This is a genomic window from Lysobacter sp. CCNWLW3 (assembly GCF_036697405.1).
Taxonomy (GTDB): domain Bacteria; phylum Pseudomonadota; class Gammaproteobacteria; order Xanthomonadales; family Xanthomonadaceae; genus Lysobacter.
The window spans coordinates 57,670-79,837 of the sequence record NZ_JBAHWA010000009.1 but is presented as its reverse complement, the minus strand read 5'-3'; the positions used below and the strand labels follow the sequence as shown (position 1 = coordinate 79,837).

The window sequence follows — 22,168 nt, the reverse complement described above, 5'->3', positions numbered from 1 at the left end:
ATGGGCTCCGGGCCGCGTTTGGAGCGCGGCTGGATATCCATCCGCCGCCATTTCGTTCAGTCATTAATGCATTGCGGGGACTGCGGTCCGTGGCTTCATGGTCGATCTTCGAAGGGCCGCCACCTTAGCGCACACCGAACGTCAGCATCAACCGATGCCCGCCACGCTCAAACCACTCTGGGCGCCTTCTGCGCCGGGTCTTCCGGCCGCGGCGGCGCTTGTGTCTGAGCCACTGGCTTGAGGTCCGTTTCCTGCGTCTGGCGTTGATTGATGGCGGCCACGTTCTCGCTGCTTTGTGCCAGGCTCTGCCCCGTCAACAGGCCTACATCTCCCACCGCCTTCTTCGCCCATGGGGCCGACAAGTCGTCAGTGTCCGTCATCCCGACCTTGGTCCCGTCCACGGTAAACCGAATTGCGCCGATCGTCTCCAGGCCACGCTCGCGCGCTTTCTCCACCAGGCCGCCGGCCAACTGCCGGCTGAGTTCGTCGGGCTGCCGCCCCATCTGGGCATCCCGTTCGCTCACCGCCTGCAAGGCGGCGACGAACATGTCGTGGTTCCGATGGATGGGGTCGTCGAGCATGAGGATGCCGTGCGGGACAGGCGGGCCCTGCATGCCCGGCCGCTGGTCCGGACCGTCGCCCTCCCCTGGTTGCGGCCGATGATCTTCGCCAGGCAAGAACGGGAGGCCTGGCTGCCGCAGTAGGGGAGCCGGCCCATCTGCACCGTGTTCTCGCATGTGCCCTGCATGCTCCTCCCACTGCGGAGCCCTTCCCGAGCGCGAGGGGTCGGACGGCGGGCGCAGACCGTATCGGGGATCTCCGGGAGCAAACGGCTCGCCCGGCCCGGCCGGCATCACCCCAAGCACCCCCTCCCCGATCAGTGCGGCTTCGGGTCTGGCGCCTTGCGCACGCCGATTGATATGGGTCGCCTGCTGCCAGGTCGCCAGATCGATGTCACCGGTTTGGAGCAAACCATGGTCCTGCTGGAATGCGATGACCGCCCCTTGGAGGCTGGGGCGATACACACCATCGGCTTCGATCGGCTCCCCTCCGACGGCTCGATAGGCATCCGCTGCCAAGGCCATTTGCACATCGCGGACGCGCTCGCTGGTTTCCCCCAGGCGCGCGATTCCATCGTCCTCAATCGGCCTGGCCACGACGTCGCTTCGAAATTCCGCCTGTACGGGCAGGCGCCCCTCCGACAAGTCGCGTACGTAGTTCTGATACTGCTGGTAATACCGGGTATCCATATCGAGGTGCACATGGATGGATCGCCCCGCCGGAAGGTTCAAGCCGGAATTGTTTTGCGTGCCCAAGGACTGCCCATAGACCACCGTGTCTCCGGGCTCGACCGTCACGTCGGACATGTGCCGGACCCGTGCGATAACCTCGCCTTCCTGCCGATCCATGATCTCGACGAAGCCGGCATTTCGATTGACCGCGTTAACGTAGCCACCGAGCGGAGACGGTACGTCGACGGCCCGCGCCGATCGCCCGACGGCCGGCTGCGGGTCCTCGAGGATGAAATCCTTGGAAATCAGAACCTGATCGGGCCCCAGATTGCGATAACGATCCGACTGCGCATCGATGACTTCCTGAAACTCGCCGCCGATGAACGCATAGGACCGATTGCCACCGCCATAACCGGGAAGCATGTCCTCCGCCTGGACGACCTGCCCTTCCTGCATCCGGATATTGCGATTGCCGTGCGGATGGTGCGTCACCAGGTCTTCGAGCGTTTCCGCTTCCGCGTTCCGAATGCCGCGGTGATCGGAAACCAGTTGCTTGACGATATACATCCTTGGCGTTTCAGGCATGACTTCGTCCTTGTTGTCTTGGCGCTCCCTCGGAAGGCGTCACTGCGCCGAGTACAAATCGCTTCTCACCTCTCCGCATTTGAAGAACGATCGGCCGGCCGCGTCGGACGACGAGAAAGACCGCCCGTTCTGCGTCAGCTCGAAACGCTCCACATGATCGATCCCCTCCGCGTCGTTGCCTGGAAAGACATCTATGAACATCTGCCCGCTTAGCACCCATGCGCCGCCAGGGTCTTTGCGAGCCCGGCCTATGCGGAAGAAATTCCCTTCTCCGTATTCCGAATAGCGGTGAACCATCTGCCGGGTTACGACCACTGCGCCCACTAGCGGATCCGAACCCGTCCGCTCCACCGTGGCAGCATCGATGCTGAGATAAGTCCGACACGCCGCCTGTCCCTCCGCATCGTCGGCATACCAGACGCCCCGGAGCGCATCCGGCACGATGCCTTGTCCTTGCCCCGGCGCCGCATGCGTCGCCTGATCGGTACGAACGACCTCCGCCTGAGCTACGCAGCCGGCGACCAGCACCGCCGTCAGGGCGGGCAGAACTCCGAAGCGGCGACTGCTGCGCCAACCAGCACTCATGTCCATCTCCTTGTAGAACCCGGCTCGTTCGCAGCGCTGCGAACCGTCCTATATTCCTTGATATCGCCGATCCCGGGACCCAGCGGTCAACTCCATTGGCGGTTCTCTGATCCGCCTCCAGTCCGACGCCTTCTTACCGAGCCGGCTTGAACCGCGTCAGTCAATCTGCGCAAACCCAGTCCTATGCCGCCCGCCTGCGCGCCTCGGCGCGCTAGCTCAGTGGAAACGGTGGATATTCGCTCCGGGACCAGGTCTCGGCATGGGGAGAACTGCGCGGCTGCAGGTATGGACACTGCAACGAAAACCCTTGCAATTCAGTGATTTGCAGGGCAAATGAAGTCGAGCGGGTGATGGGAATCGAACCCACGCTAGCAGCTTGGGAAGCTGCAGTTCTACCATTGAACTACACCCGCATGCGGCGAAGTCTATGCGCGGCCCCGCGGGTTGGCAAACCGCGCGGACCCGGGCGGGCCCGCGCGGTCGCGGCGCTTAGAAGCCGGCGCCGATGGTCGCGAACACGGTGGCGTGGTTGCCGCCGGCCTGGCCCACGGTGACGCTGGTGCCGAGGTTGGCGTCCAGCCCGAACAGCTGGGTGCGCGCGCCGATCAGCAGGCTGCCGTAGCTCTGGTCGAAGTCGTGGCCGGGGACCGCGTACGGCGCGGTGCTCGGCATCGACTGCAGGCGCGCGAACACTTCCTTGTCGGCGTCCTCGAACTCGTGGTCGTAGGTCAGGCGCGCATAGGGCTTGAGGTGATCGTTGATCGCGTAGCTCACCTGCCAGCCGGCGCTGCCGATCAGCGAGTCGTAGTTCTGATCGCTGTAGGCCAGCGAGGTGGCCAGGGCCGGATCGCTTTCGCTGAAGCCGTCGACGTCGATGCGCTGGGCGACCACGCCGATCACCGGGCCGTGGCGCAGCGCGCCTTCGCCGAATTCCCAGCCGGCGCTGATCGCGGCGGTCAGGTTCTTGCCGTCGGTGGAACCGCTGTGCACGCGGCTGGTCGGGCCCAGCACGACGCGGCGGTCGATGTCGTAGTCGACCTTGGTCCAGCTCAGCTGGCCGTTGACCCAGGCGTTGGCGCCGTACCAGGCCGCGAAGCCGCCCAGGGTGGCGTCGCTCTGGTCGAACTCGCCGGCGTTGCGGCCGAAGTCCAGGCTCTGCTTGCTGTAGCCGGCGAAGGCGCCGAACACCCAGTCGCCGCGGGTCCAGTCGACGCCGCCGCTGAGGCCGGGGCCGCTGCCGTCGTAGGTGTCGCCCTTGCCGTAGCGCTGGAAGTCGCCGCGCGCGTCGGCCCACCAGCGCATGCCGTCGCCCTCGGGCTTGCTGCCCAGATGGTTGGCGACGCGATCGGCGCGCGAGCGGCCGACCATGGCTTCGGAGTTCGGCAGCAGCGCGATCTGACGCGGCGCTTCCAGGATCGACACGGCGTAGTCGCCGAGGATCTTGTGCGCGCGCGAGGACGGGTGCACGCCGTCGGCGAAGGCGTAGGTGTCCGGCGCGTTCGGGTTGGCGTAGTTGAGCGGGCTGCAGGTCAGCGAGGAGGCGGTGATCTGCGGGTTGCAGGCGGTGCCGGTGACGTTGGTGATGCCGTACGGCGCCGGGTTGGCGGTGATCTCGCGCAGCAGGTTGAAGGTGTCCAGCGGGATCACCCGGTAGCCGGCCGTGGCCAGGCCGCCGAACAGGGCGTTGTTGTAGGTGCTCGACAGCTGGGTGCCCGCGGCCTGGTTGGCGGCGCCGCCGGCGCGGAACTGCGGGGTCAGGCCCAGATCGGGGATGGTCGGCACTAGGATGTACTTGGCGCCGGCGTTGGTGAGCGCGCCGACCACGCCGATCTGCGAGGCAACGGCGGTGCCGATGGTGCTGGCCGGAGCGCCGCCGGCGACCGCGAACAGGTCGTTGGCGCCGCCCCAGACGGTGTACAGCGCGCGCGAGTCGGCGCGGCCGCCGTTGGCGGCGAGGTAGTTGGTGGCCTGGGTGGTCAGCGACGGAATCGGGCCCAGCGCGCCGCTGGTGTTGGTGCCGGTGCGCGCGCCGCCGACGGCGTAGTTGGTACCGCCCTGATTGGCGCTGACCGCGTTGGTGCCGTAGTAGTCGGCCAGGTACTCCGACCAGACCAGGCCCGGGTTGGTGGTGAAGCGACCGAGCAGGGCGCCGTTCGGACCCACCGCCTGGACCAGCGCGGGGCGGAAATGGCCGGAGTCGGTCAGGCTGTCGCCGAAGAAGACCGTCTGCGAATAGGTCTGGGCGAAGGCCGGCGCGGTCGCCAGCGCCAGGGCGGCGGCGAGCACGGTGCGAACGGGTTTGATCATGGGATTCCCTGCGAGATCGATGAGTTTGGGGTCTTGACGAATGCCGCGCTGCGACAGTACGCCCGCGGATGGCTCGGCATCGAACCATGCGGCGCTGCGACATACAAGGCGCAGTGCGGCAAAAACCCTCAGCCGACGGCCACACTTGGGCACAGCTTCCGACCCGTGCTGGCCGCGCGCCCGGCGGCGCGGGACAATGGCCGGCATGGACATCACTCTCAATGGCGAACCGCGCGCGATCGCGGCCGCGACCACGGTCGCGCAACTCCTGTTGGACGAGGGCCTGGGCGAGCGCCGGGTCGCGGTCGAGGTCAACGGCGAAATCGTCCCGCGCGGCGCGCATGCCGCGCATGCGCTGGGCGCGGGGGACAAAGTCGAAATCGTGCATGCGTTGGGGGGTGGGTGAGCCCAAACGCGCTCTGCGCGGCATGCCGCGCAGTTTGGGCGAACGCCCGGCCAAGGATGGCCGGGCCGGACCATCCGAAGCCCGGCCACTAGCGCCAAGGACGGCAACGCACCACCCCCGACGCGACGTCGGAAGCAGCCCTCCTCCGCCACAAGCGACGCCATCAACCCAACCCCACCGGCCGCTCACTCCCTTCGCGGCTCACGCCGCTCCTACCCCAAAGCCGCGCATGGCCAAAGGGCACCGCTTACCGACAGCCGGGCCGGACCATCCGAAGCCCGGCCACTAGCGCCAAGGACGGCAACGCACTACCCCCGACGCGACGTCGGAAGCAGCCCTCCTCCGCAACCAGCGACACCGCCAACCCAGCCCCGCCGGCCGCCCACTCTCATCGCGGCTCACGCCGCTCCCACAGGCCGCGGCGACTGCGCCCCGTCGCGGCTCACGCCGCCCCCACAGAAAGCCGGACGGCGCGCCTCGCCCGTCGGATCGCTGGATCGCAGCCAGCCCCGGCCCCACAACACGCCTCAGCGCCAGCTCCGGGCCTGAAAAACCGCTGACGCAGCGTCCTCTCCATCCCCCTGCGCCCCGGGCTATCGTTCATAATTCCGCACATGACGACCCCCACCGCTGCAGACCCGCTGGTCATCGCCGGCAAGTCCTACCGTTCCCGGCTGCTGACCGGCACCGGCAAGTTCAAAGACCTGACCGAAACCCGCCTGGCCACCGAGGCCGCCGCCGCGCAGATCGTCACCGTCGCGATCCGCCGCACCAACATCGGCCAGAACCCGGGCGAGCCCAACCTGCTGGACGTGCTGCCGCCGGACCGCTACACCCTGCTGCCCAACACCGCCGGCTGCTACAACGTCGACGACGCGGTGCGCACCTGCCGGCTGGCGCGCGAGCTGCTCGACGGCCACAAGCTGGTCAAGCTGGAGGTGCTGGGCGACCAGCGCACCCTGTTCCCCGACGTGGTCCAGACCCTGGCCGCGGCCGAGATACTGGTGCGCGACGGTTTCGACGTGATGGTCTACACCTCCGACGACCCGATCCTGGCCAAGCGCCTGGAGGAGATCGGCTGCGTCGCGGTGATGCCGCTGGCCGCGCCGATCGGCTCCGGCCTGGGCGTGCAGAACAAGTACAACCTGCTGGAGATCGTCGAGAACGCCAAGGTGCCGATCATCGTCGACGCCGGCGTAGGCACCGCCTCGGACGCGGCCATCGCGATGGAGCTGGGCTGCGACGGCGTGCTGATGAACACCGCCATCGCCGGCGCCCGCGAGCCGATCCTGATGGCGCATGCGATGAAGCTGGCGGTCGAAGCCGGACGCGCCGCGTTCAAGGCCGGCCGCATCCCGCGCAAGCGCTACGCCAGCGCTTCCTCGCCGGTCGACGGGCTGATCGGCTGAGATGACCGATCCGTTCTCCAGCGACGGCGCCAAGACCCCGCCCAAGCCGTTCACGGTCGAGCAAGGCCGGCGCCAGGTGCGCAGCTTCGTGCTGCGTCAGGGCCGCTTCACCCCGGCCCAGCAGCGCGCCTTCGACGAGCTGTGGCCGCGTTTCGGCATCGACTACCAAGGCGCGCCGCGCGACTACGACGCGATCTTCGGGCGCAGCGCCAAGCGCGTGATGGAAATCGGTTTCGGCAACGGCGAGGCGCTGCGCTACGCGGCCCGGCACGACCGCGACCGCGACCTGATCGGCATCGAGGTCCACGCCCCCGGCGTCGGCCGTCTGTTGAACGCGCTGGCCGAGGACGCCAGCGACCACGTGCGCCTGTACCACCACGACGCGGTCGAAGTGCTCAACAACGAGGTCGCCGACGGCTCGCTGGACGAGATCCGGATCTACTTCCCGGACCCCTGGCACAAGAAGCGCCACAACAAGCGCCGCCTGGTCCAGCCGGAGTTCGCGCAGTTGCTGGTGCGCAAGCTCGCCGGCGACGGCCGCTTGCACCTCGCCACCGATTGGCAGGACTATGCCGAACAGATGTGGGACGTTCTGGACGCGACCCAGGGCCTGACCAACCGCGCCGGCGCGCGCGGCGCGGTGCCCCGTCCGGATTGGCGCCCGCAAACGCATTTCGAGACCCGCGGCCAGAAACTCGGCCACGGCGTCTGGGATCTGCTCTACGACAAGAGCCGGGAATCGGGAACAGGGAATCGGGAATAGGGTGGAGACTGGGGTGGAAGCGACAGTCAAACATCCGCAGCATCCGACCGGACCCGAATCGCCGGCCATGGGTACTGCCTGTTTCAGCGATTCCCGATTCCCGATTCCCGATTCCCGGCCCTGATGGATACCGCGCTGACGCTCACCACCGACATGAAGCTCGTACTCGGGCTGGTGGGCTTCACGATGGCGATGTTCCTGTTCGAGCGCATCCGCGCCGACGTGGTCGCGCTGGTGGTGCTGGTGCTGCTGGGCCTGTCCGGCCTGGTCGAACCCGACGAGCTGTTCAACGGTTTCTCCGGCAACGCGGTGATCAGCATCATCGCCACCATGATCCTGGGCGCCGGCCTGGACCGCACCGGCGCGCTCAACCGCCTGGCCGGCTGGCTGCTGCGGCGCGCGCACGGCGTCGAGCAGCGCCTGCTGCTGCTGACCACCGCGGTCGCCGGCCTCAACTCCTCGTTCATGCAGAACCCGTCGGTGATGGCGCTGTACATGCCGGTCGCCTCGCGCCTGTCCTCGCGCACCGGCCTGTCGCTGCCGCGCCTGCTGCTGCCGATCGCGGCGGCGATCGTGATGGGCGGCGCCCTGACCATGGTCGGCAACTCGCCGCTGATCCTGCTCAACGACCTGCTGCTCAATGCCAACAGCAACCTGCCCTCGGGCGCGGCCACGATCGAACCGCTGAAGATGTTCGCGCCGCTGCCGATCGGCCTGGCCCTGCTGGCCGCCTCGCTGGCCTACTTCCACTTCTTCGGCGACAAGCTGCTCAAGGACGACAGCGACAAGGGCGCGACCCCGGCGCGCACCCAGAGCTACTTCGCCAAGGCCTACGGCATCGAGGGCGACGTCTACGAACTCACCGTCACCGCCGACAGCCCGCTGGTGGGCATGTCGCTGGGCGAGGCCGAGGCGCTGCGCGGCGCGCCGCTGCTGCTGGCGCTCAAGAGCGACAACGAGTCGCGACTGTCGCCGCCGGCCGACACCCGCATCTGGGTCGGCAGCGTGCTCGGCGCGATGGGATCCAAACAGCACGTCAGCGACTTCGCCCAGAACCATTTCCTGCGCCTGTCCTCGCGCCTGCGCACCTTCGGCGACCTGTTCAACCCCAGCCGCGCCGGCATCTCCGAGGCGGTGATCCCGGCCACCTCCGGCTATATCGGCAAGACCGCCGGCGACCTGCACCTGCGCAAGCAGGCCGGCCTGAGCCTGCTCGCGGTCAACCGCGACAAGCAGGTGCTGCGCGAGAACGTGCGCAACGTGCCGCTGCGCGCCGGCGACATGCTGGTGCTGCACAGCATCTGGACCGATCTGGCCGACGTCGCCGCCAGCAAGGACCTGGTGGTGGTCACCGATTACCCCAAGGGCGAGCAGCGGCCGCACAAGCTCAAGCTGGCGCTGACCATCTTCGCGGTGGCCATGCTGCTGGCGCTGTCGTCGCGGCTGCCGGTGTCGATCGCGCTGATGACCGGCGTGGCCGGCATGCTGATCGCCGGCGTGATCAACATCGACGAGGCCTACGCGGCGATCAACTGGAAGACCGTGTTCCTGATGGCCTGCCTGATCCCCCTGGGCTGGGCCATGGACTCCAGCGGCGCGGCGGCCTGGATCGCCGGCCATACCATCGAGCGCTTGCCCACCGGCACGCCGGTGTGGCTGCTGGAGCTGCTGATCGGCCTGCTCACCACCCTGTTCTCGCTGGTGATCAGCCACGTCGGCGCGACCATCGTGGTGGTGCCGCTGGCGGTGAACCTGGCCCTGGCCGCGGGCGGCAACCCGACCGCGTTCGCGCTGATCGTGGCGCTGTCGGCCTCGAACAATTTCATGACCGCGTCGAACCCGGTGATCTCGATGATCACCGGCCCGGCCGGCTACACCGGCAAGGAGCTGTGGAAGATCGGCGCGCCGCTGTCGCTGGTCTATACGCTGATCACCGTGCTGATGGTGAATTTGCTGTTTTGGGGCAAGTGAGCGGCTGCGCGGGCAAAGCAAAAGCAAATCCCCCTAGCCCCCTTTTTCAAAGGGGGAATAAAGAGCCGCTGCTCGAACGCACTTTCAGTTTCGCCGCGAATCGGTTCCCCCCTTTGAAAAAGGGGGGCTAGGGGGGATTTGCTCTTACCCGCCCCCTAAGCCAACCAGACCGCCCCGTCGCGTACCGCCACCGCGATCGCGCGCAGCGCTTCGCCGCGGCAGGGGCCGGCCACGCACTCGCCGCCGCCAAGCTCGAAGCTGGCGCCGTGCGCGGCGCATACCAGCAGGCCGTCCTTGCTCTTGAGGAACTGGCCGGGCGCCCAGTCCAGGCGGCGGCCGGCATGCGGGCAGATGTTCAGCCAGGCGCGCACGCCGGCCTCGTCGCGGTACAGCAGCAGGGATTCGGCGTCGCCGTCGATGCTGGCCTCGGCCTCGGCGAAGCCGCCGACGGCGATGCGCTCCAATGAAATCAAGGGCTGCGCCGCCGAGGCGCCGGCTTCGGCATGGTTTAACGAAGTTCTCACACCCTCGTCCATCGCTGGTCCGATACTCGCCTGTCCGGCCTTGTTGCCGCATTGTGTCACGACGCAAGAAATGTTCGCCCACAGCTTCCGCTTCGACCACCACCAATTCCAGCAGCGCATGCGCAACGCCTTCGAGCCGCGCAAGCCGCGCCACCGGCTGTTGCGCTTCGCCGTCGGCGTGGTCGGCCTGGGCCTGCTGGCGCTGCTGGTCATGTTCAGCGTGGTGATCGGCACGGCCATGATCGCCGCCGGCATCGTCTACAAACTGTGGAAGCGCCGCGGCAAGCCGATGGCGGCGCGCGATCCGCGCATCGTCGAAGGCGAATACCGCGTCGTCGATGCCACGCGCATCGAACGCGGCGATACCACCCGACCCCTGTAAGGCCCGCAATGACCGATGTGATCGCGGCACCGCCGCAGCCCCGTATTCCGGTCCGCGGCGGCGGACAGTTCCCGGTCCGCCGCATCTACTGCGTCGGTCGCAATTTCGCCGAACACGCGCGCGAAATGGGCGCCGCCGTCCCCACCTCGGCCGCCGACCGCGGCCGTCCGGTGTTCTTCCTCAAGCCCGCCGACGCGATCGTCATCGACGAGGCCGTGCCCTACCCGCGCGGCACCCAGGACCTGCACCACGAGGTCGAACTGGTGGTGGCGCTGGGCCGCGACGCGCCCGCCGGCGAACTCGACCCGGCCGACGCCGCGCCGCTGATCTTCGGTTATGCGGTCGGCCTGGACCTGACCCGCCGCGACCTGCAGACCGCGGCCAAGGCCAAGGGCCTGCCCTGGGACACCGGCAAGGCCTTCGATCATTCCGCGCCGATCAGCGCGATCGTGCCGGTGGCCGAGGCCGGCGAACTCGGCGCGCGCGCGCTCAGCCTCGAGGTCAACGGCCAGTTGCGCCAGCGCGGTTCGCTGGACGACCTGGTCTGGAACGTGCCCGAAATCCTGCACGAGCTTTCGCGCCTGTACGCATTGCGCGCGGGCGACCTGGTGTTCATGGGCACGCCGGCCGGCGTGGCCGCGCTGCAGCCAGGCGATCGCTACCACGCCGTGCTCGAAGGCGTGGCCGAACTGCACGGCCAGATCGCGCCCGCGACGGTATAGTCGCCGCAAGGCACCCCCGTGCCGTTCAATCCAGGGAGACCCGCCATGGGCATGATCAGCGAGTTCAAGGAATTTGTTTCGCGCGGCAACGTCGTCGACCTCGCGGTCGGCGTGGTGATAGGCGCCGCGTTCGGCAAGATCGTCACCGCCTTGGTCGACGGCATCGTGATGCCCACGATCGGCTTCTTCAGCGGCGGCGTCAGCGTCAGCGACTGGAAGTACGTGCTCAAGCCCTCACAGCTGGACGCGGCGGGCAAGGAAGTCGCGGCGGAAGTCGCGATCAAGTACGGCCTGTTCCTGCAGACCGCGATCGATTTCCTGCTGATCGCGCTGGTGATCTTCCTGCTGCTCAAGGCCTACAACAAGGTGCGCAAGCCGGCCGAAGCCCCGGCCACGCCGGAAGACGTGCTGCTGCTGCGCGAGATCCGCGATTCGCTGAAGAAGTAAGCGCACGCCAGCGCATGCCGCACCCGCAACGGCCGCCCAGTGCGGCCGTTGCGCTGTCCGGCTCTGCTTTGGGGTAGCAGCGGCGTCCCACAGGGATTTCCTACGGTCATAAGCCGCGATCGAAGCTCCGGCCACTGCGCAACCGCGGCTTGCGCCGCTCCCACAAGGAGCCGCGTCGCTTCATGTGGGAGCGGCATGGGCCGCGATTACGTAATCTGCGGCCGATGCGTGGTCGCGGCTTGCGCCGCTCCTACCCCGACGCGCCATGACCACGGCAGGAAGCGCGGTCGGCGCCGAAGCGAAAGCGCCGCTTCGGCAAACTTTCGCGCCAGCCTCAAGCGCGGCGATAGCCAGCGACAAATAACGCTCAAGTCCGGCGTGACTTGAGGCATGCAAGCCGCGCGCCGCGGGTTGCTAAGCTCCTCGCTTCGTCTTTTGCAGCCGGGGAGTTGGGAATGCGTGCACCGTTGTGGGCGGCCATGGCCGTCGTCCTGTCCGTTTCGTCGCTGGCCGGTCCCTTGCGCGCCGCCGAGCGCGAGACCCGCATTCCCGAGGCCGCGATCGCCAACGCCGCGCAACTGCGCGAAACCGCGCTGGCCAGCGACCTGGGTTATCGGATCACCGAATCGCTGACCACCGAGGTCGGGCCGCGCCTGGCCGGCAGCGAGGCCGATGCGCGCGCGGTCGCCTGGGCGCAGGCCAAGTTTCGCGAACTGGGCTTCGACAAAGTCTGGCTGGAGCCGGTGAGCTTTCCGAAGTGGGAGCGCCGCAGCGAACACGCCGAAGTGCTGGGCGCGCACCGTCAGCCGCTGACCCTGACCGCGCTGGGCGGCAGCCCGGGCGGCACGGTCGAAGCCGAGGTGGTGCGCTTCGCCGACCTGGCCGCGCTGGAAGCGGCGCCGGCCGGCTCGCTGGCCGGCAAGATCGCCTTCGTCGACTACCGCATGCAGCGCGCACGCGACGGCGCCGGCTACGGCCCGGGCTCGCGCGTGCGCAGCCGGGCGCCCTCGGCGGCGATCCGCGCCGGCGCGGCGGCGATGCTGATGCGCTCGGCCGGCACCGACTCGCACCGCGCCCCGCACACCGGCATCACCCGCTTCGACGAAGGCCTGACCCCGATTCCCTCGGCCGCGCTGGCCGCGCCCGACGCCGACCAGCTCGCGCGCCTGGTCGCCCAGGGCCCGGTCAAGGTCCGCGTGGCCCTGGACTGCGGCTGGAACGGCCAGGCGACCTCGCACAACGTCATCGGCGAAATCCGCGGCAGCAAGAAGCCCGACGAGGTCGTGGTGATCGGCGGGCATCTGGATTCCTGGGACCTGGGCACCGGCGCGATCGACGACGGCGCCGGCGTCGGCCTGACCATGGCCGCCGGCAAGCTGATCGGCCAGATGAAGCAGCGCCCCGCGCGCAGCATCCGCGTGATCGCCTACGCCAACGAGGAGCAGGGCCTGTACGGCGGCAAGGCCTACGCGGCCGCGCACGCCGACGCCGTGGCCAAGCACCAGATCGGCGCCGAGAGCGACTTCGGCGCCGGCCGCATCTATGCCTACTCCAGCTCGGCGCCCGCGCATGCGCAGGCCGCCGACAAGCAGATCGCCGAAGCGCTGGCGCCGCTGGGCATCGAGTACGCGCCGGGCACAGGCGGCCCGGGCCCGGACATCGGCCCGATCGCCGAACGCGGCATGGCCTGGGCGCGACTGGCCCAGGACGGCAGCGACTACTTCGACCTGCACCACACCCCCGACGACACCTTCGACAAGATCGACCCGAAGGCGTTGGCGCAGAACGTCGCGGCCTATGCGGTGTTCGCCTACCTGGCCGCGTCCGCCGACGGCGATTTCGGCAGCCAGCCCAAGGCCGCCGCGGTTCCCAACGAGTAAGCCGCAACGCGCAAGTCCAACCACGGGGTGCCGGCCGCAGCCGGCGCCCTCTTGCCGAGGTCGCCATGCACGTCGCCCGATCGCCGTACCGCTGCCTCCTCGCTTTCGCCCTGCTGCTGGCCGGCCTCGCGCCGCTGCATGCGGCCCGGGCCGAAGTCGAGCCTGCCGCCGCGCCCGCGCCGCTGCATCAGCTGCGCATTTACCGCGTCCACGAAGGCAACGAAACCGCCTTCCACGAACGCTTCCGCGACCACGCCCTGCGCATCATGGACCGCCACGGTTTCGACGTGATCGCGACCTGGCAGTCGCAGAGCGAAGGCCACGACGAATTCGTCTACCTGCTGCAATGGCCGGACGCGGCCGCGATGAAGCGCGCCTGGGACGCTTTCATGGCCGATCCCGAATGGGCCGCGATCAAGCAGCGCACCGGCGCCGAGCACGGCCGTTTCGTCGACGGCATCGAAGACCGGACCCTGCACCTGACCGGCTACTCGCCGCAGCGCGCCCTGGCCGACTGAGCGGGCCGCGACCGTTCGTCGCCCGCCTCCGCTCCATTCGTCGCATCGGTTCACGGCCGTCCCCCGGCGACGTTGCCCCGCCGTAGACTGGGCCGCGCAAGGAACGCCCACTCACCGACCAGGAACGCCGCCATGTCCTTCCCGACCACCGTCAACGACCAGATCACCGACTCCGTTACCCAGAGCAATGTCAAAGTCATCGGCGAAGCGCCGGCGATCGCGATGGGATCGATCTACCAAAGCTTCGCCCATTCGACCGGCATCCTGTTCGAGAACGCGGTCATGCAGCAGCAGCAGATGAACATCCTGCTGCAATCGGCGGCCGCCCAAGGCGCGATCCAGATCTACAGCATCGACACGATGGCGGCGGCCGGCCCGGAACAACTGCAGGCCACGGCCGAACAAAGCGCGGCCGGTCTCAAGAATGCGGCCGCGAGCGGCGTCAGTTCGCAGATCGTGGACGCGGTGAAACTGAACCTGCACAGCGTGCTCGACAGCGCCGGCGACTTCTCCTACGCGGCGCGCTGCGCGGCCCAGGCCATGCAGGCCGCGCTGGACGACATGAGCAAGAACTCCCATCACGATGCGCTGGACGTGGTGAAGCTGGCCGCGACCGCGAGTTGCCTACGCGCGATGATCGCCGACCCCGACAAGGCCGACGCTTACGCCAGCGTGCTGGATACGATCCGGCGCTTGAGCTGAGCCGCGCGGCTGCGGCTGGCCGGCCGCTTTCGATGCGGCGCCGGTTGGCCGCTGGCCAAGCAAGGGCAAGAGCAAATCCCCACGTCCGCTGCGCGGGCGTTCGCCCCCTTTTCCAAAGGGGGCAAGCAAAATGCCCGGCGATCTCAGCGCTGCGCGGGCAAGAGCGAATCCCCCACGCCCGCTGCGCGGACGTTCGCCCCCTTTCCAAAGGGGGCAAGCAAAATGCGCGGCGATCTCAGCGCTGCGCGGGCAAGAGCGAATCCCCACGCCCGCTGCGCGGACGTCGTTCGCCCCTTTTCAAAGGGGGCAAACAAATGCCTGGCGGCTCCAACCATCCCGAGCAAGCCAAACCGCCGCGCAAGCATTCCCCCCTTTGGAAAAGGGGGGTTAGGGGGGATTTGCTTTTAAGCGCCCGGCCGCGAAGCCCAAGCCGCCAGGAACACCGCCGTCGCCGCAGCCACGTTGAGGCTTTCGACCGCGCCGCTGCCGGGAATCGACAGGCGCAGATCGCAGGCCGCGGCCAGTTCGCGGTCCATGCCCTCGCCCTCGGCGCCGATCACGTAGACCACGCGCTCGGGCAGCGCGGTCGCGAACAGGTTCGCGCCGCCCTTGACCAGGGTCGCGGCCAGCACGAAACCGGCACCGTGCAGCTGCGCGATGGCGTTGTCGCCGCGACCCAGGCGCACCATCGGCACGGCCTCGGCGCCGCCCTCGGCCACGCGTGCGGCCGCGCCGGACAGGGCCAGACCGGAATGCTTGGGCAGCAGCACCGCCGACACGCCGAAGTGCGCGGCCGCGCGCAGGATCGCGCCCAGGTTGTGCGGATTGCCGACGCCGTCCAGCCACAGCGCGGCCTGCGGGCCGGCCGGCAGATCGCGCAGCCAGGTCGACACCGAAACGTTGTCCTCGCGCAGCAGGTCGGCGACCACGCCTTCGTGGTGGCTGCTGGCGGCGAGCTTGTCCAGATCTCCCTCCTCGACGACGCGGTAGCCGACGCGCTGGGCCACGCACCAGGCCAGCAAGGGCTGCAGGGCCGGAATGCGCGCCTCGCTCAGATACAGCTTGCGCAGCGCCTGCGGCCGGCGCGCGAAGGCCGCGCGCACCGCGTTGAGGCCGTACAGACGCAGCTCCAGGTCGCGCGCGCGCCGCGGCGCGGCCTCCTCCTGCAGCTGCGCTTCGTCCAGGCGTTCGCCGATCCGATAGCCCTGGGCATCGTCGCGCGGCGGACGCGAGGGCCGCGCATGCTCGCTGCGCGGATGTTCGCCGCGCGGATGCACGGCACCGCTGCGCTCGCCGCCGCGCGGCGCCTGCGGCGCGCGCTCGCGCCAGGGCGTGTCGCGCCCGCGCGCGGGCTCGCCGCCGCGGTTGCGATCGTCCTGGCGCGGGCCGCGCTCGTCGCTGCGGCCGCGTTCGCCGCCGCCGCGGCCGGCCCAGGGCCCGGCGCCGCCCGGTTCGCGCGGCGCGCGCTCCGGCGTGGCGCGCTCGTCGGAACGCCCGCGCCCGGGCTTGCGTTCGCCGCCGGCGCCTTCGCGTCGCCAGGGATCGCCGCCGCCGGGCGGGCGCGGACCACGGGGAGGATCACGGCGCATCTTGCAGACTCCTTCTCACCTTGGCGAACACGCGCAGATCGTGCAGTTCGCCGTACTTGACCACGGCGCAGCGTTGCGCGCCTTCTTCGATGAAACCGTTCTTCAGCAACACCCGCGCCGAGGCCGGATTGCTGTCCAGCACCGTCGCGAACAGGCGGTGCAGACGCAGCTCGTCCATCACCCAGGGCGCGAACGCGCCGACCACGCGCGTCATCAGTCCGCCGTTCCAGTGCGCGCGGCCCAGCCAGTAGCCCAGTTCGGCGCCATGGCCGCGTTCGCCCTGTCCCGGCCGCACGCCGATCCCGCCGCAGGCCCGGCCGTCGACTTCGATCGCATAGACCGGGTCGGCGAAGCTCACCACCTCGCCGGCCAGGAAACGCTCGCCGTCGGCGCGCGTGTACGGGTGCGGAAACCGGTCGCTGACGCCGCGCGCGACCTGCGCGTCGTCGGCGTGCGCGAGCAGGCTGTCGAGGTCGTCGCCGCGCCACGGACGCAGGACGTAGCCCTGGCCCGACGGCGGCGGGCCAGGATGGTGGGAGGCGCGGTTCATGCGGCTAGCCTAATACGCCCGCGCTCCGGCGCAAATCGAAATGCGCGCCGGCCGCGGCAGGAGCGGCCTCCGCCGCGCCTGCCCGCGCCGGCTTCAGGCGTGGCCACCGGCCTGCGGGGTCTCGCGTTCCAGCTTCTCCAGCTCGTGCGCCACCGCTTCCGGCGACTTGGTGTACTTGGCCAGCAGCACGTAGAACGCGGGCACGATGAACAGCGACAGCAGGGTCGAGAACGACACGCCGAAGATCACCACGATGCCGATGGTCGCGCGGCTGGCCGAGCCCGGGCCGCCGGCCAGGACCAGCGGCAGCGCGCCGACCACGGTGGCGATCGAGGTCATCAGGATCGGACGCAGGCGCACCGCCGCCGACTCCACGATCGCCTCGTGGATGGCGCGGCCCTCGTCGCGCAGCTGGTTGGCGAACTCGACGATCAGGATGCCGTTCTTGGCCGCCAGGCCGACCAGCATGACGATGCCGATCTGACTGAACAGATTCAGCGTGCCGCCGGTGAGCGCCAGGCCGATCAGCGCGCCGAGCACGCCCAACGGCACGGTCAGCATGATCACGAACGGGTGGATGAAGCTCTCGAACTGCGCGGCCAGCACCAGGTACACCACCAGCAGGGCCAGGGCGAAGGTCAGCAGCACCGCGCCGCCCGCGGCCTGGTACTCGCGCGATTCGCCCTTCCAGTCGATCTGGGCCTGCTCCGGCAGTTCCTCGCGCACGGCCTGGTTGAGCCAGGTGATCGCATCGCCCATGCGGTAGCCCGGCGCCAGGCCGGCGCTGATCGTGATCGAGCGCAGGCGATTGAAGCGGTTGAGGCTGCCGGGTTCGGCCAGTTCCTGCAGGGTGACCAGGTTGGACAGCGGCACCAGGCCACCGCCGCGCGCGCGCACCTGGATCGCGGCCAGGTCGGCCGGCGAGGCGCGCAGGGCGCGGTCGGACTGCACCACCACGTCGTACTCCTCGCCGTTCTGGACGAAGGTGGTGACCCGGCGCGAGCCCATCATGGTCTCCAGGGCATGGCCGATGTCGGTCACGCTGACGCCCAGGTCGGCGGCGCGCTGGCGATCGATCTCGACCCGCATCTGCGGCCGGGTTTCCTTGTAGTCCGAGTCGGCGGAGAAGAAGCCCGGATTGCGCTCCATGCGCGCGAGCAGCTTGTCGCGCCATTGCGCGAGCTCGGCGTACTCGGGGCCGCCGAGCACGATCTGGATCGGCTGGCCGCGCGTGCGCACCAGGCCGCCGCTGACCTGCGGCAGCGCGCGCACGCCGGTGAGCTGGCCGAGTTCGGCGCGCAGGCTGTCGGCGACGTCGGCGGTGCTGACGTCGCGCTTGTCCCAATCCTGCAGGAACACCGCGATGCGGCCGGTGTGCATTTCCTCGCTGGCGCCGAAACCGCCGGGCACGCGCGGGTTGTAGCGCTGGATGGTCTTGTCCGGGCCGACATGCGCGGCGACGATCTTCTCGACCTGCTGGACCTGCTTGACCGTGTAGTCGAAGCCGGCGCCTTCCGGGCCGAGGATGGATATCTGGAACGAACCGCGGTCTTCCGGCGGCGCCAGTTCCGAGGGCACGTAGCGGAACAGGCCGTAGCTGAGCGCGATCGCGGCCAGCATCAAGATGCCGAACAACCACGGCCGCTCGACGCTGCGGTCGAGCCAGCGCCGGTAGCGGCGGCTGACGCCGTCCAGGCGCGCGTTGACCCAGCGGTTGATCGGGTTGGATTTCTCTTCGCTGTGCGGACGCACCAGCTTGGACGACATCATCGGCGTCAGGGTCAGCGCCACGAAGGCCGAGATCGCGACCGCGCCGGCCAGGGCCACCGACAGTTCGCGGAACAAGCGGCCGGTATTGCCTTCCATGAAGCCCACCGGCAGAAACACCGCCACCAGCACCGCGGTGGTCGCGATCACCGCGAACGCGACCTGCTTGGTGCCGCGCGCGGCCGCGACCAGCTTGGGTTCGCCCAGGTCGGCGCGGCGCTGGATGTTCTCCAGCACCACGATCGCGTCGTCGACCACCAGGCCGATGCACAGCACCAGCGCCAGCAGGGTCAGCAGGTTGATCGAGAAGCCGAACAGGTACAGCGGAATGAAGGCGGCGATCAGGCACACCGGCACCGTCACCGCCGGAATCAGGGCGGCGCGGAAGCTGCCCAGGAACAGCCAGATCACGATCAGCACCAGCACGATCGCTTCGGCCAGGGTGTGGTAGACGCGCTCCACCGCCGATTCGATGAACACCGTGGTGTCGAAGGCGACGAAGATGTCGGTGCCCTGCGGCAGCGAGGGCCGGATGGTGTCGGCGGCCTTGCGCACCGCCAGCGCCACGTCGAGGCTGTTGGCGGTCGAGGTCTTGACGATGCCCAGGCCGATGTTGGGCTCGCCGTTGCTGCGGTAGTAGGCGCGGCGCTCGGCCGAATCGAGCTGGATCTTGGCCACGTCGCCCAGGCGCACCACGTAGCCGTCGGCGCCCTTGCGCAACGGAATCTGGGCGAAGTCCTCGGGCTTTTGGTAGCTGCGCGCCACCCGCAGGGTGAAGTCGCGGCTTTCGGATTCGATCCGGCCCGCCGGCAGTTCGACGTTCTCGGCGCGCAGCGCGGCCTCGACCTCGTTGACGGTGATGTCGCGCGCGGCCAGGGCATCGCGGTCCAGCCAGATCCGCATCGCGTAGCGCTGCTGGCCGCCGATGCGGACCTGGGCCACGCCGTCGACCGAGGACAGGCGGTCGACCACGTAGCGCTCCGCGTAGTCGGACAGCTGCAGCGTGTCCATCTGCTTGGAGCTCATGTTGAGCCACAGGATCGGGTCGGCGTCGCTCTCGACCTTCTCGATCTGCGGCGGATCGGCCTCCTCGGGCAGGCGGTTGCTGACCCGGCTGACCGCGTCGCGCACGTCGTTGGCGGCGGCCTCGATCTCGCGCTGCAGAGTGAACTCGATGCTGATCGAGGCGCGGCCGTTGACGCTGCGCGACTCGATGGTCTCGATGCCCTCGATGCCGGCCAGCGCGTCTTCCAGCACCTGGGTGATGCGGGTTTCGACCACCGCCGCCGAGGCGCCGGGATAGGTGACGTCGACCGAGACGATGGGCGGATCGATCGCCGGCAGTTCGCGCAGGGTCAGGCGCGAGAACGCCATCACGCCCAGGGTGATCAACAGCAGGCTCATCACGGTGGCGAACACCGGACGGCGGATCGAGAGATCGGAAATATTCATCGTCGCTCAGCTCCGCGGCGCGCTGGCGGTGTACGGCATGCGCAGGCGCTCAACCATTGCCGGCGCCCTTCGCCGCCGCCGGCGCCGGCTTTGCGCCGCCCTCGACCACCTTGGCGCCCGGGCGCAGCTTGCCGGTGCCGTCGACCACGACGCGCTCGCCGGCCTTGAGGCCTTCGACGATCTCGGCCAGGCCTTCGCGGCGGGTGCCGATCTTGACGTCGGCGCGTTCGACCGTGCCGTCGGGCTTGACCCGGTAGACGAAGGAGTCGTTGCCGACCTGGACCACCGCGATCTCCGGAATCAGCAGGGCCTCGCGTCGCGGGCGCTCGAGCGTGATCTGGACCAGCATGCCCGGGCGCAGCACGCGATCGGCGTTGGCGAAGTCGCCGCGCACGGTGATCGCGCGCGTGGTCGGGTCGACGCGCGCGTCGACCGTGCTGACCTGGCCGTCGAAGACGCGGCCGGGATAGGCGGCGCTGGTGCCGCTGACGCGCTGACCGGCCGCGATGTCGGCGAGCAGGGTTTCCGGCACCGGGAAATCGACGTAGACGCGGGCGGTGTCGTCCAGCGTCGCGATCGGCGTGCCGGGCGTGACCAGGGACCCGGGGCTGACCTGGCGGATGCCGAGCACGCCGCCGAAGGGCGCGCGAATGACGCGGTTGTCGAGGTCGGCGGCCATCTGCGCCACGCGCGCACGCGCCGCGTCGCGGGTCGCGCGCTGGGTGTCCAGCGCCGAGCGCGCGATCAACTGCTGCGCGGCCAGTTCGGTCTGGCGCTGGTACAGACTGTCGGCTTCCTTGGCGGTGGCCTGGGCCTGCTCCAGCGCGGCCTGCTGCGCTTGCCCGGTCAGGGTGATCAGCGGCGCGCCCGCGGCGACCACGTCGCCGCTGTCGAAATGCACGCGCTGCACGGTCTCGCTGACCTTGGCGGTCACGGTCACCGATTCACGCGCCTTGACGTTGCCCAGCGCCTGCACGGTGTCGTTCCAGGGCCGCAACGCGGCGGCCTGGATGGTCACCGGCGTCGGCCGGTCGCCGCCGCCTCCTTGCTTGGCTTGCTCGTCCTTGCTGCAGGCCGCCACCGCGGCGATGACGACGAGCGCGCAGCTGGCGCGGGTGCAAGCTGCACGGAATCCGGGGGCAAGGCGCATGCGGTTCTCTGAACGGGGTACTGAGGGGGCTGGGCGCGCATCCGCGACGGGGCGCGCGCAGCCCAGCCGGGCGATTCTAGCGGCCCTGCGTTAACGTTCGCGTGGGCCATTGGTTGACGTCGCCAGGCCCGCTTGGCCGGCCTGCGCCGCCCAGCGCGTGTAAGGTTTGCCGAATGTGGCGGGTCGCCCCGCGACCGCGCCGCGGGCCGGCGCCCGCCCCGTTCGCCCCGCCTCCCCCTCCCGTTCCCCCGCCCAGGAGCCCGCCATGATCCACGACAGCATCCTCGACACGATCGGCCGCACCCCGATCGTGCGCCTGCATCGCATCGCCCCGCCGCACGTGACCCTGTACGCCAAGGTCGAGTCCTTCAATCCCGGCGGCTCGGTCAAGGACCGCCTGGCGATCGCGATCATCCTCGACGCCGAGGCGCGCGGCCTGCTCAAGCCCGGCGACACCGTGGTCGAGGCGACCTCGGGCAACACCGGCGTGGCGCTGGCGATGGTGTGCGCGGCGCGCGGTTACAAATTCGTGGCGACGATGTCGGAAACCTTCTCGGTCGAGCGCCGCAAGCTGATGCGCGCCTACGGCGCCAAGGTGATCCTGACCCCGGCCGCCGAGCGCGGCAGCGGCATGGTCCGGCGCGCCGAGGAACTGGCCAAGCGGCACGGCTGGTTCCTGGCCCGCCAGTTCCAGAACCCGGCCAATCCGGCGTATCACCGCCAGACCACCGCGGCCGAAATCCTGCAGGACTTCGCCGGCCGCCGCCTCGATCACTTCGTCACCGGCTGGGGCACCGGCGGCACCCTGACCGGCGTCGGCGAGATGCTGAAACTGGCGCGGTCCGAGGTGCGCGTGACCGTGTCCGAACCGGCCGGCGCGTCCCTGCTCAGCGGCAAGGAATGGCAGCCGCACAAGATCCAAGGCTGGACCCCGGACTTCATCCCCGAAGTGCTCAACCCGCAGGCCGCCGACGCGATCCTGCCGGTCGACGATCTGCTCGCACGCGACACCGCGCGCCGGCTCGCGGCCGAGGAAGGCGTGTTCGTCGGCATCTCCGCCGGCGCCACCGCGGCCGCCGCGCTGGAAGTCGCGCAGGGCGCGGCGCCGGGCTCGGTGATCCTGGCCATGCTGCCCGATACCGGCGAACGCTATCTCAGCACCATCCTGTTCGAGGGCGTCAACGAAGGCTCCGACGACGAGTGGCTGGCGAGCCTGCCCTGAGCGCG

General features: G+C 69.4%; 18 protein-coding genes, 1 tRNA gene and 1 pseudogene. 11 read left to right on the top strand and 9 right to left on the bottom strand.

Annotated features, from left to right (window positions below; translation table 11 throughout):
• Window positions 1-167: 167 nt before the first annotated feature.
• The 4 genes from V1318_RS15000 to V1318_RS14985 form a co-directional block, all read right to left on the bottom strand.
• The gene (locus V1318_RS15000) at window positions 168-1,799 is read right to left on the bottom strand and encodes a peptidoglycan-binding protein (RefSeq protein WP_332940509.1); all 1,632 of its coding nucleotides are present in this window, start codon (window positions 1,797-1,799) and stop codon (window positions 168-170) included.
• A gap of 57 nt (window positions 1,800-1,856) precedes the next feature.
• Window positions 1,857-2,402 carry a hypothetical protein gene (locus V1318_RS14995; protein ID WP_332940508.1) on the bottom strand — a complete coding sequence of 182 codons (546 nt, stop codon included), beginning with the start codon at window positions 2,400-2,402 and terminating at the stop codon, window positions 1,857-1,859.
• A gap of 342 nt (window positions 2,403-2,744) precedes the next feature.
• Window positions 2,745-2,815 (bottom strand) — tRNA-Gly (locus V1318_RS14990).
• Window positions 2,816-2,891: 76 nt separating this feature from the next.
• Window positions 2,892-4,709, bottom strand: coding sequence for an autotransporter domain-containing protein (locus V1318_RS14985; protein WP_332940507.1), 1,818 nt, complete (start codon window positions 4,707-4,709; stop codon window positions 2,892-2,894).
• A 205-nt stretch (window positions 4,710-4,914) separates the two neighbouring features.
• Between V1318_RS14985 and thiS the strand changes: the two genes are divergently transcribed.
• The 4 genes from thiS to V1318_RS14965 all read left to right on the top strand — a co-directional run bounded on the left by thiS (window position 4,915) and on the right by V1318_RS14965 (window position 9,258).
• Window positions 4,915-5,115 carry a sulfur carrier protein ThiS gene (thiS, locus tag V1318_RS14980; protein WP_055903698.1) on the top strand — a complete coding sequence of 67 codons (201 nt, stop codon included), beginning with the start codon at window positions 4,915-4,917 and terminating at the stop codon, window positions 5,113-5,115.
• Between the two features lie 614 nt (window positions 5,116-5,729).
• Window positions 5,730-6,524 carry a thiazole synthase gene (locus V1318_RS14975; RefSeq protein ID WP_332940506.1) on the top strand — a complete coding sequence of 265 codons (795 nt, stop codon included), beginning with the start codon at window positions 5,730-5,732 and terminating at the stop codon, window positions 6,522-6,524.
• A gap of 1 nt (window position 6,525) precedes the next feature.
• Window positions 6,526-7,287 (top strand): tRNA (guanosine(46)-N7)-methyltransferase TrmB, encoded by a 762-nt coding sequence (trmB, locus tag V1318_RS14970; protein WP_332940505.1) that lies wholly within the window; start codon window positions 6,526-6,528, stop codon window positions 7,285-7,287.
• 123 nt (window positions 7,288-7,410) lie between these two features.
• Window positions 7,411-9,258 (top strand): SLC13 family permease, encoded by a 1,848-nt coding sequence (locus V1318_RS14965; protein ID WP_332940504.1) that lies wholly within the window; start codon window positions 7,411-7,413, stop codon window positions 9,256-9,258.
• 155 nt (window positions 9,259-9,413) lie between these two features.
• Here the strand turns inward: V1318_RS14965 and V1318_RS14960 are convergent, their stop codons facing one another.
• The gene (locus tag V1318_RS14960; protein WP_332940561.1) at window positions 9,414-9,731 is read right to left on the bottom strand and encodes a Rieske 2Fe-2S domain-containing protein; all 318 of its coding nucleotides are present in this window, start codon (window positions 9,729-9,731) and stop codon (window positions 9,414-9,416) included.
• Between the two features lie 121 nt (window positions 9,732-9,852).
• Here V1318_RS14960 and V1318_RS14955 point away from each other — a divergent pair, with 121 nt between their 5' ends.
• From V1318_RS14955 to V1318_RS14930, 6 genes and pseudogenes are all read left to right on the top strand, one after another.
• Window positions 9,853-10,164, top strand: coding sequence for a hypothetical protein (locus V1318_RS14955; RefSeq protein WP_332940503.1), 312 nt, complete (start codon window positions 9,853-9,855; stop codon window positions 10,162-10,164).
• Between the two features lie 8 nt (window positions 10,165-10,172).
• A complete protein-coding gene (locus tag V1318_RS14950) occupies window positions 10,173-10,886 on the top strand; it encodes a fumarylacetoacetate hydrolase family protein (protein WP_332940502.1) in 714 nt (237 codons plus the stop codon).
• A 45-nt stretch (window positions 10,887-10,931) separates the two neighbouring features.
• Complete coding sequence (gene mscL / locus V1318_RS14945; RefSeq protein ID WP_332940501.1) at window positions 10,932-11,333, top strand: large-conductance mechanosensitive channel protein MscL; 402 nt, start codon at window positions 10,932-10,934, stop codon at window positions 11,331-11,333.
• 479 nt (window positions 11,334-11,812) lie between these two features.
• A complete protein-coding gene (locus V1318_RS14940; RefSeq protein WP_332940560.1) occupies window positions 11,813-13,213 on the top strand; it encodes a M28 family peptidase in 1,401 nt (466 codons plus the stop codon).
• Between the two features lie 65 nt (window positions 13,214-13,278).
• Window positions 13,279-13,731: an NIPSNAP family protein gene (locus V1318_RS14935; RefSeq protein ID WP_332940500.1), complete on the top strand. Its 453-nt coding sequence runs from the start codon at window positions 13,279-13,281 to the stop codon at window positions 13,729-13,731.
• Between the two features lie 132 nt (window positions 13,732-13,863).
• Window positions 13,864-14,097: pseudogene (locus tag V1318_RS14930) on the top strand (RebB family R body protein); the annotation flags it as partial.
• Window positions 14,098-14,837: 740 nt separating this feature from the next.
• Here the strand turns inward: V1318_RS14930 and V1318_RS14925 are convergent.
• The 4 genes from V1318_RS14925 to V1318_RS14910 all read right to left on the bottom strand — a co-directional run bounded on the left by V1318_RS14925 (window position 14,838) and on the right by V1318_RS14910 (window position 20,941).
• The gene (locus V1318_RS14925) at window positions 14,838-15,617 is read right to left on the bottom strand and encodes a TrmH family RNA methyltransferase (protein ID WP_332940559.1); all 780 of its coding nucleotides are present in this window, start codon (window positions 15,615-15,617) and stop codon (window positions 14,838-14,840) included.
• Between the two features lie 394 nt (window positions 15,618-16,011).
• Window positions 16,012-16,572 carry a GNAT family N-acetyltransferase gene (locus tag V1318_RS14920; protein WP_332940499.1) on the bottom strand — a complete coding sequence of 187 codons (561 nt, stop codon included), beginning with the start codon at window positions 16,570-16,572 and terminating at the stop codon, window positions 16,012-16,014.
• Between the two features lie 93 nt (window positions 16,573-16,665).
• Window positions 16,666-19,791 carry an efflux RND transporter permease subunit gene (locus V1318_RS14915; protein ID WP_332940498.1) on the bottom strand — a complete coding sequence of 1,042 codons (3,126 nt, stop codon included), beginning with the start codon at window positions 19,789-19,791 and terminating at the stop codon, window positions 16,666-16,668.
• Window positions 19,792-19,840: 49 nt separating this feature from the next.
• The gene (locus V1318_RS14910) at window positions 19,841-20,941 is read right to left on the bottom strand and encodes an efflux RND transporter periplasmic adaptor subunit (protein WP_332940497.1); all 1,101 of its coding nucleotides are present in this window, start codon (window positions 20,939-20,941) and stop codon (window positions 19,841-19,843) included.
• Between the two features lie 265 nt (window positions 20,942-21,206).
• Between V1318_RS14910 and cysK the strand changes: the two genes are divergently transcribed.
• Window positions 21,207-22,163, top strand: coding sequence for a cysteine synthase A (gene cysK / locus V1318_RS14905; protein ID WP_332940496.1), 957 nt, complete (start codon window positions 21,207-21,209; stop codon window positions 22,161-22,163).
• The last annotated feature ends 5 nt before the right edge of the window (window positions 22,164-22,168 follow it).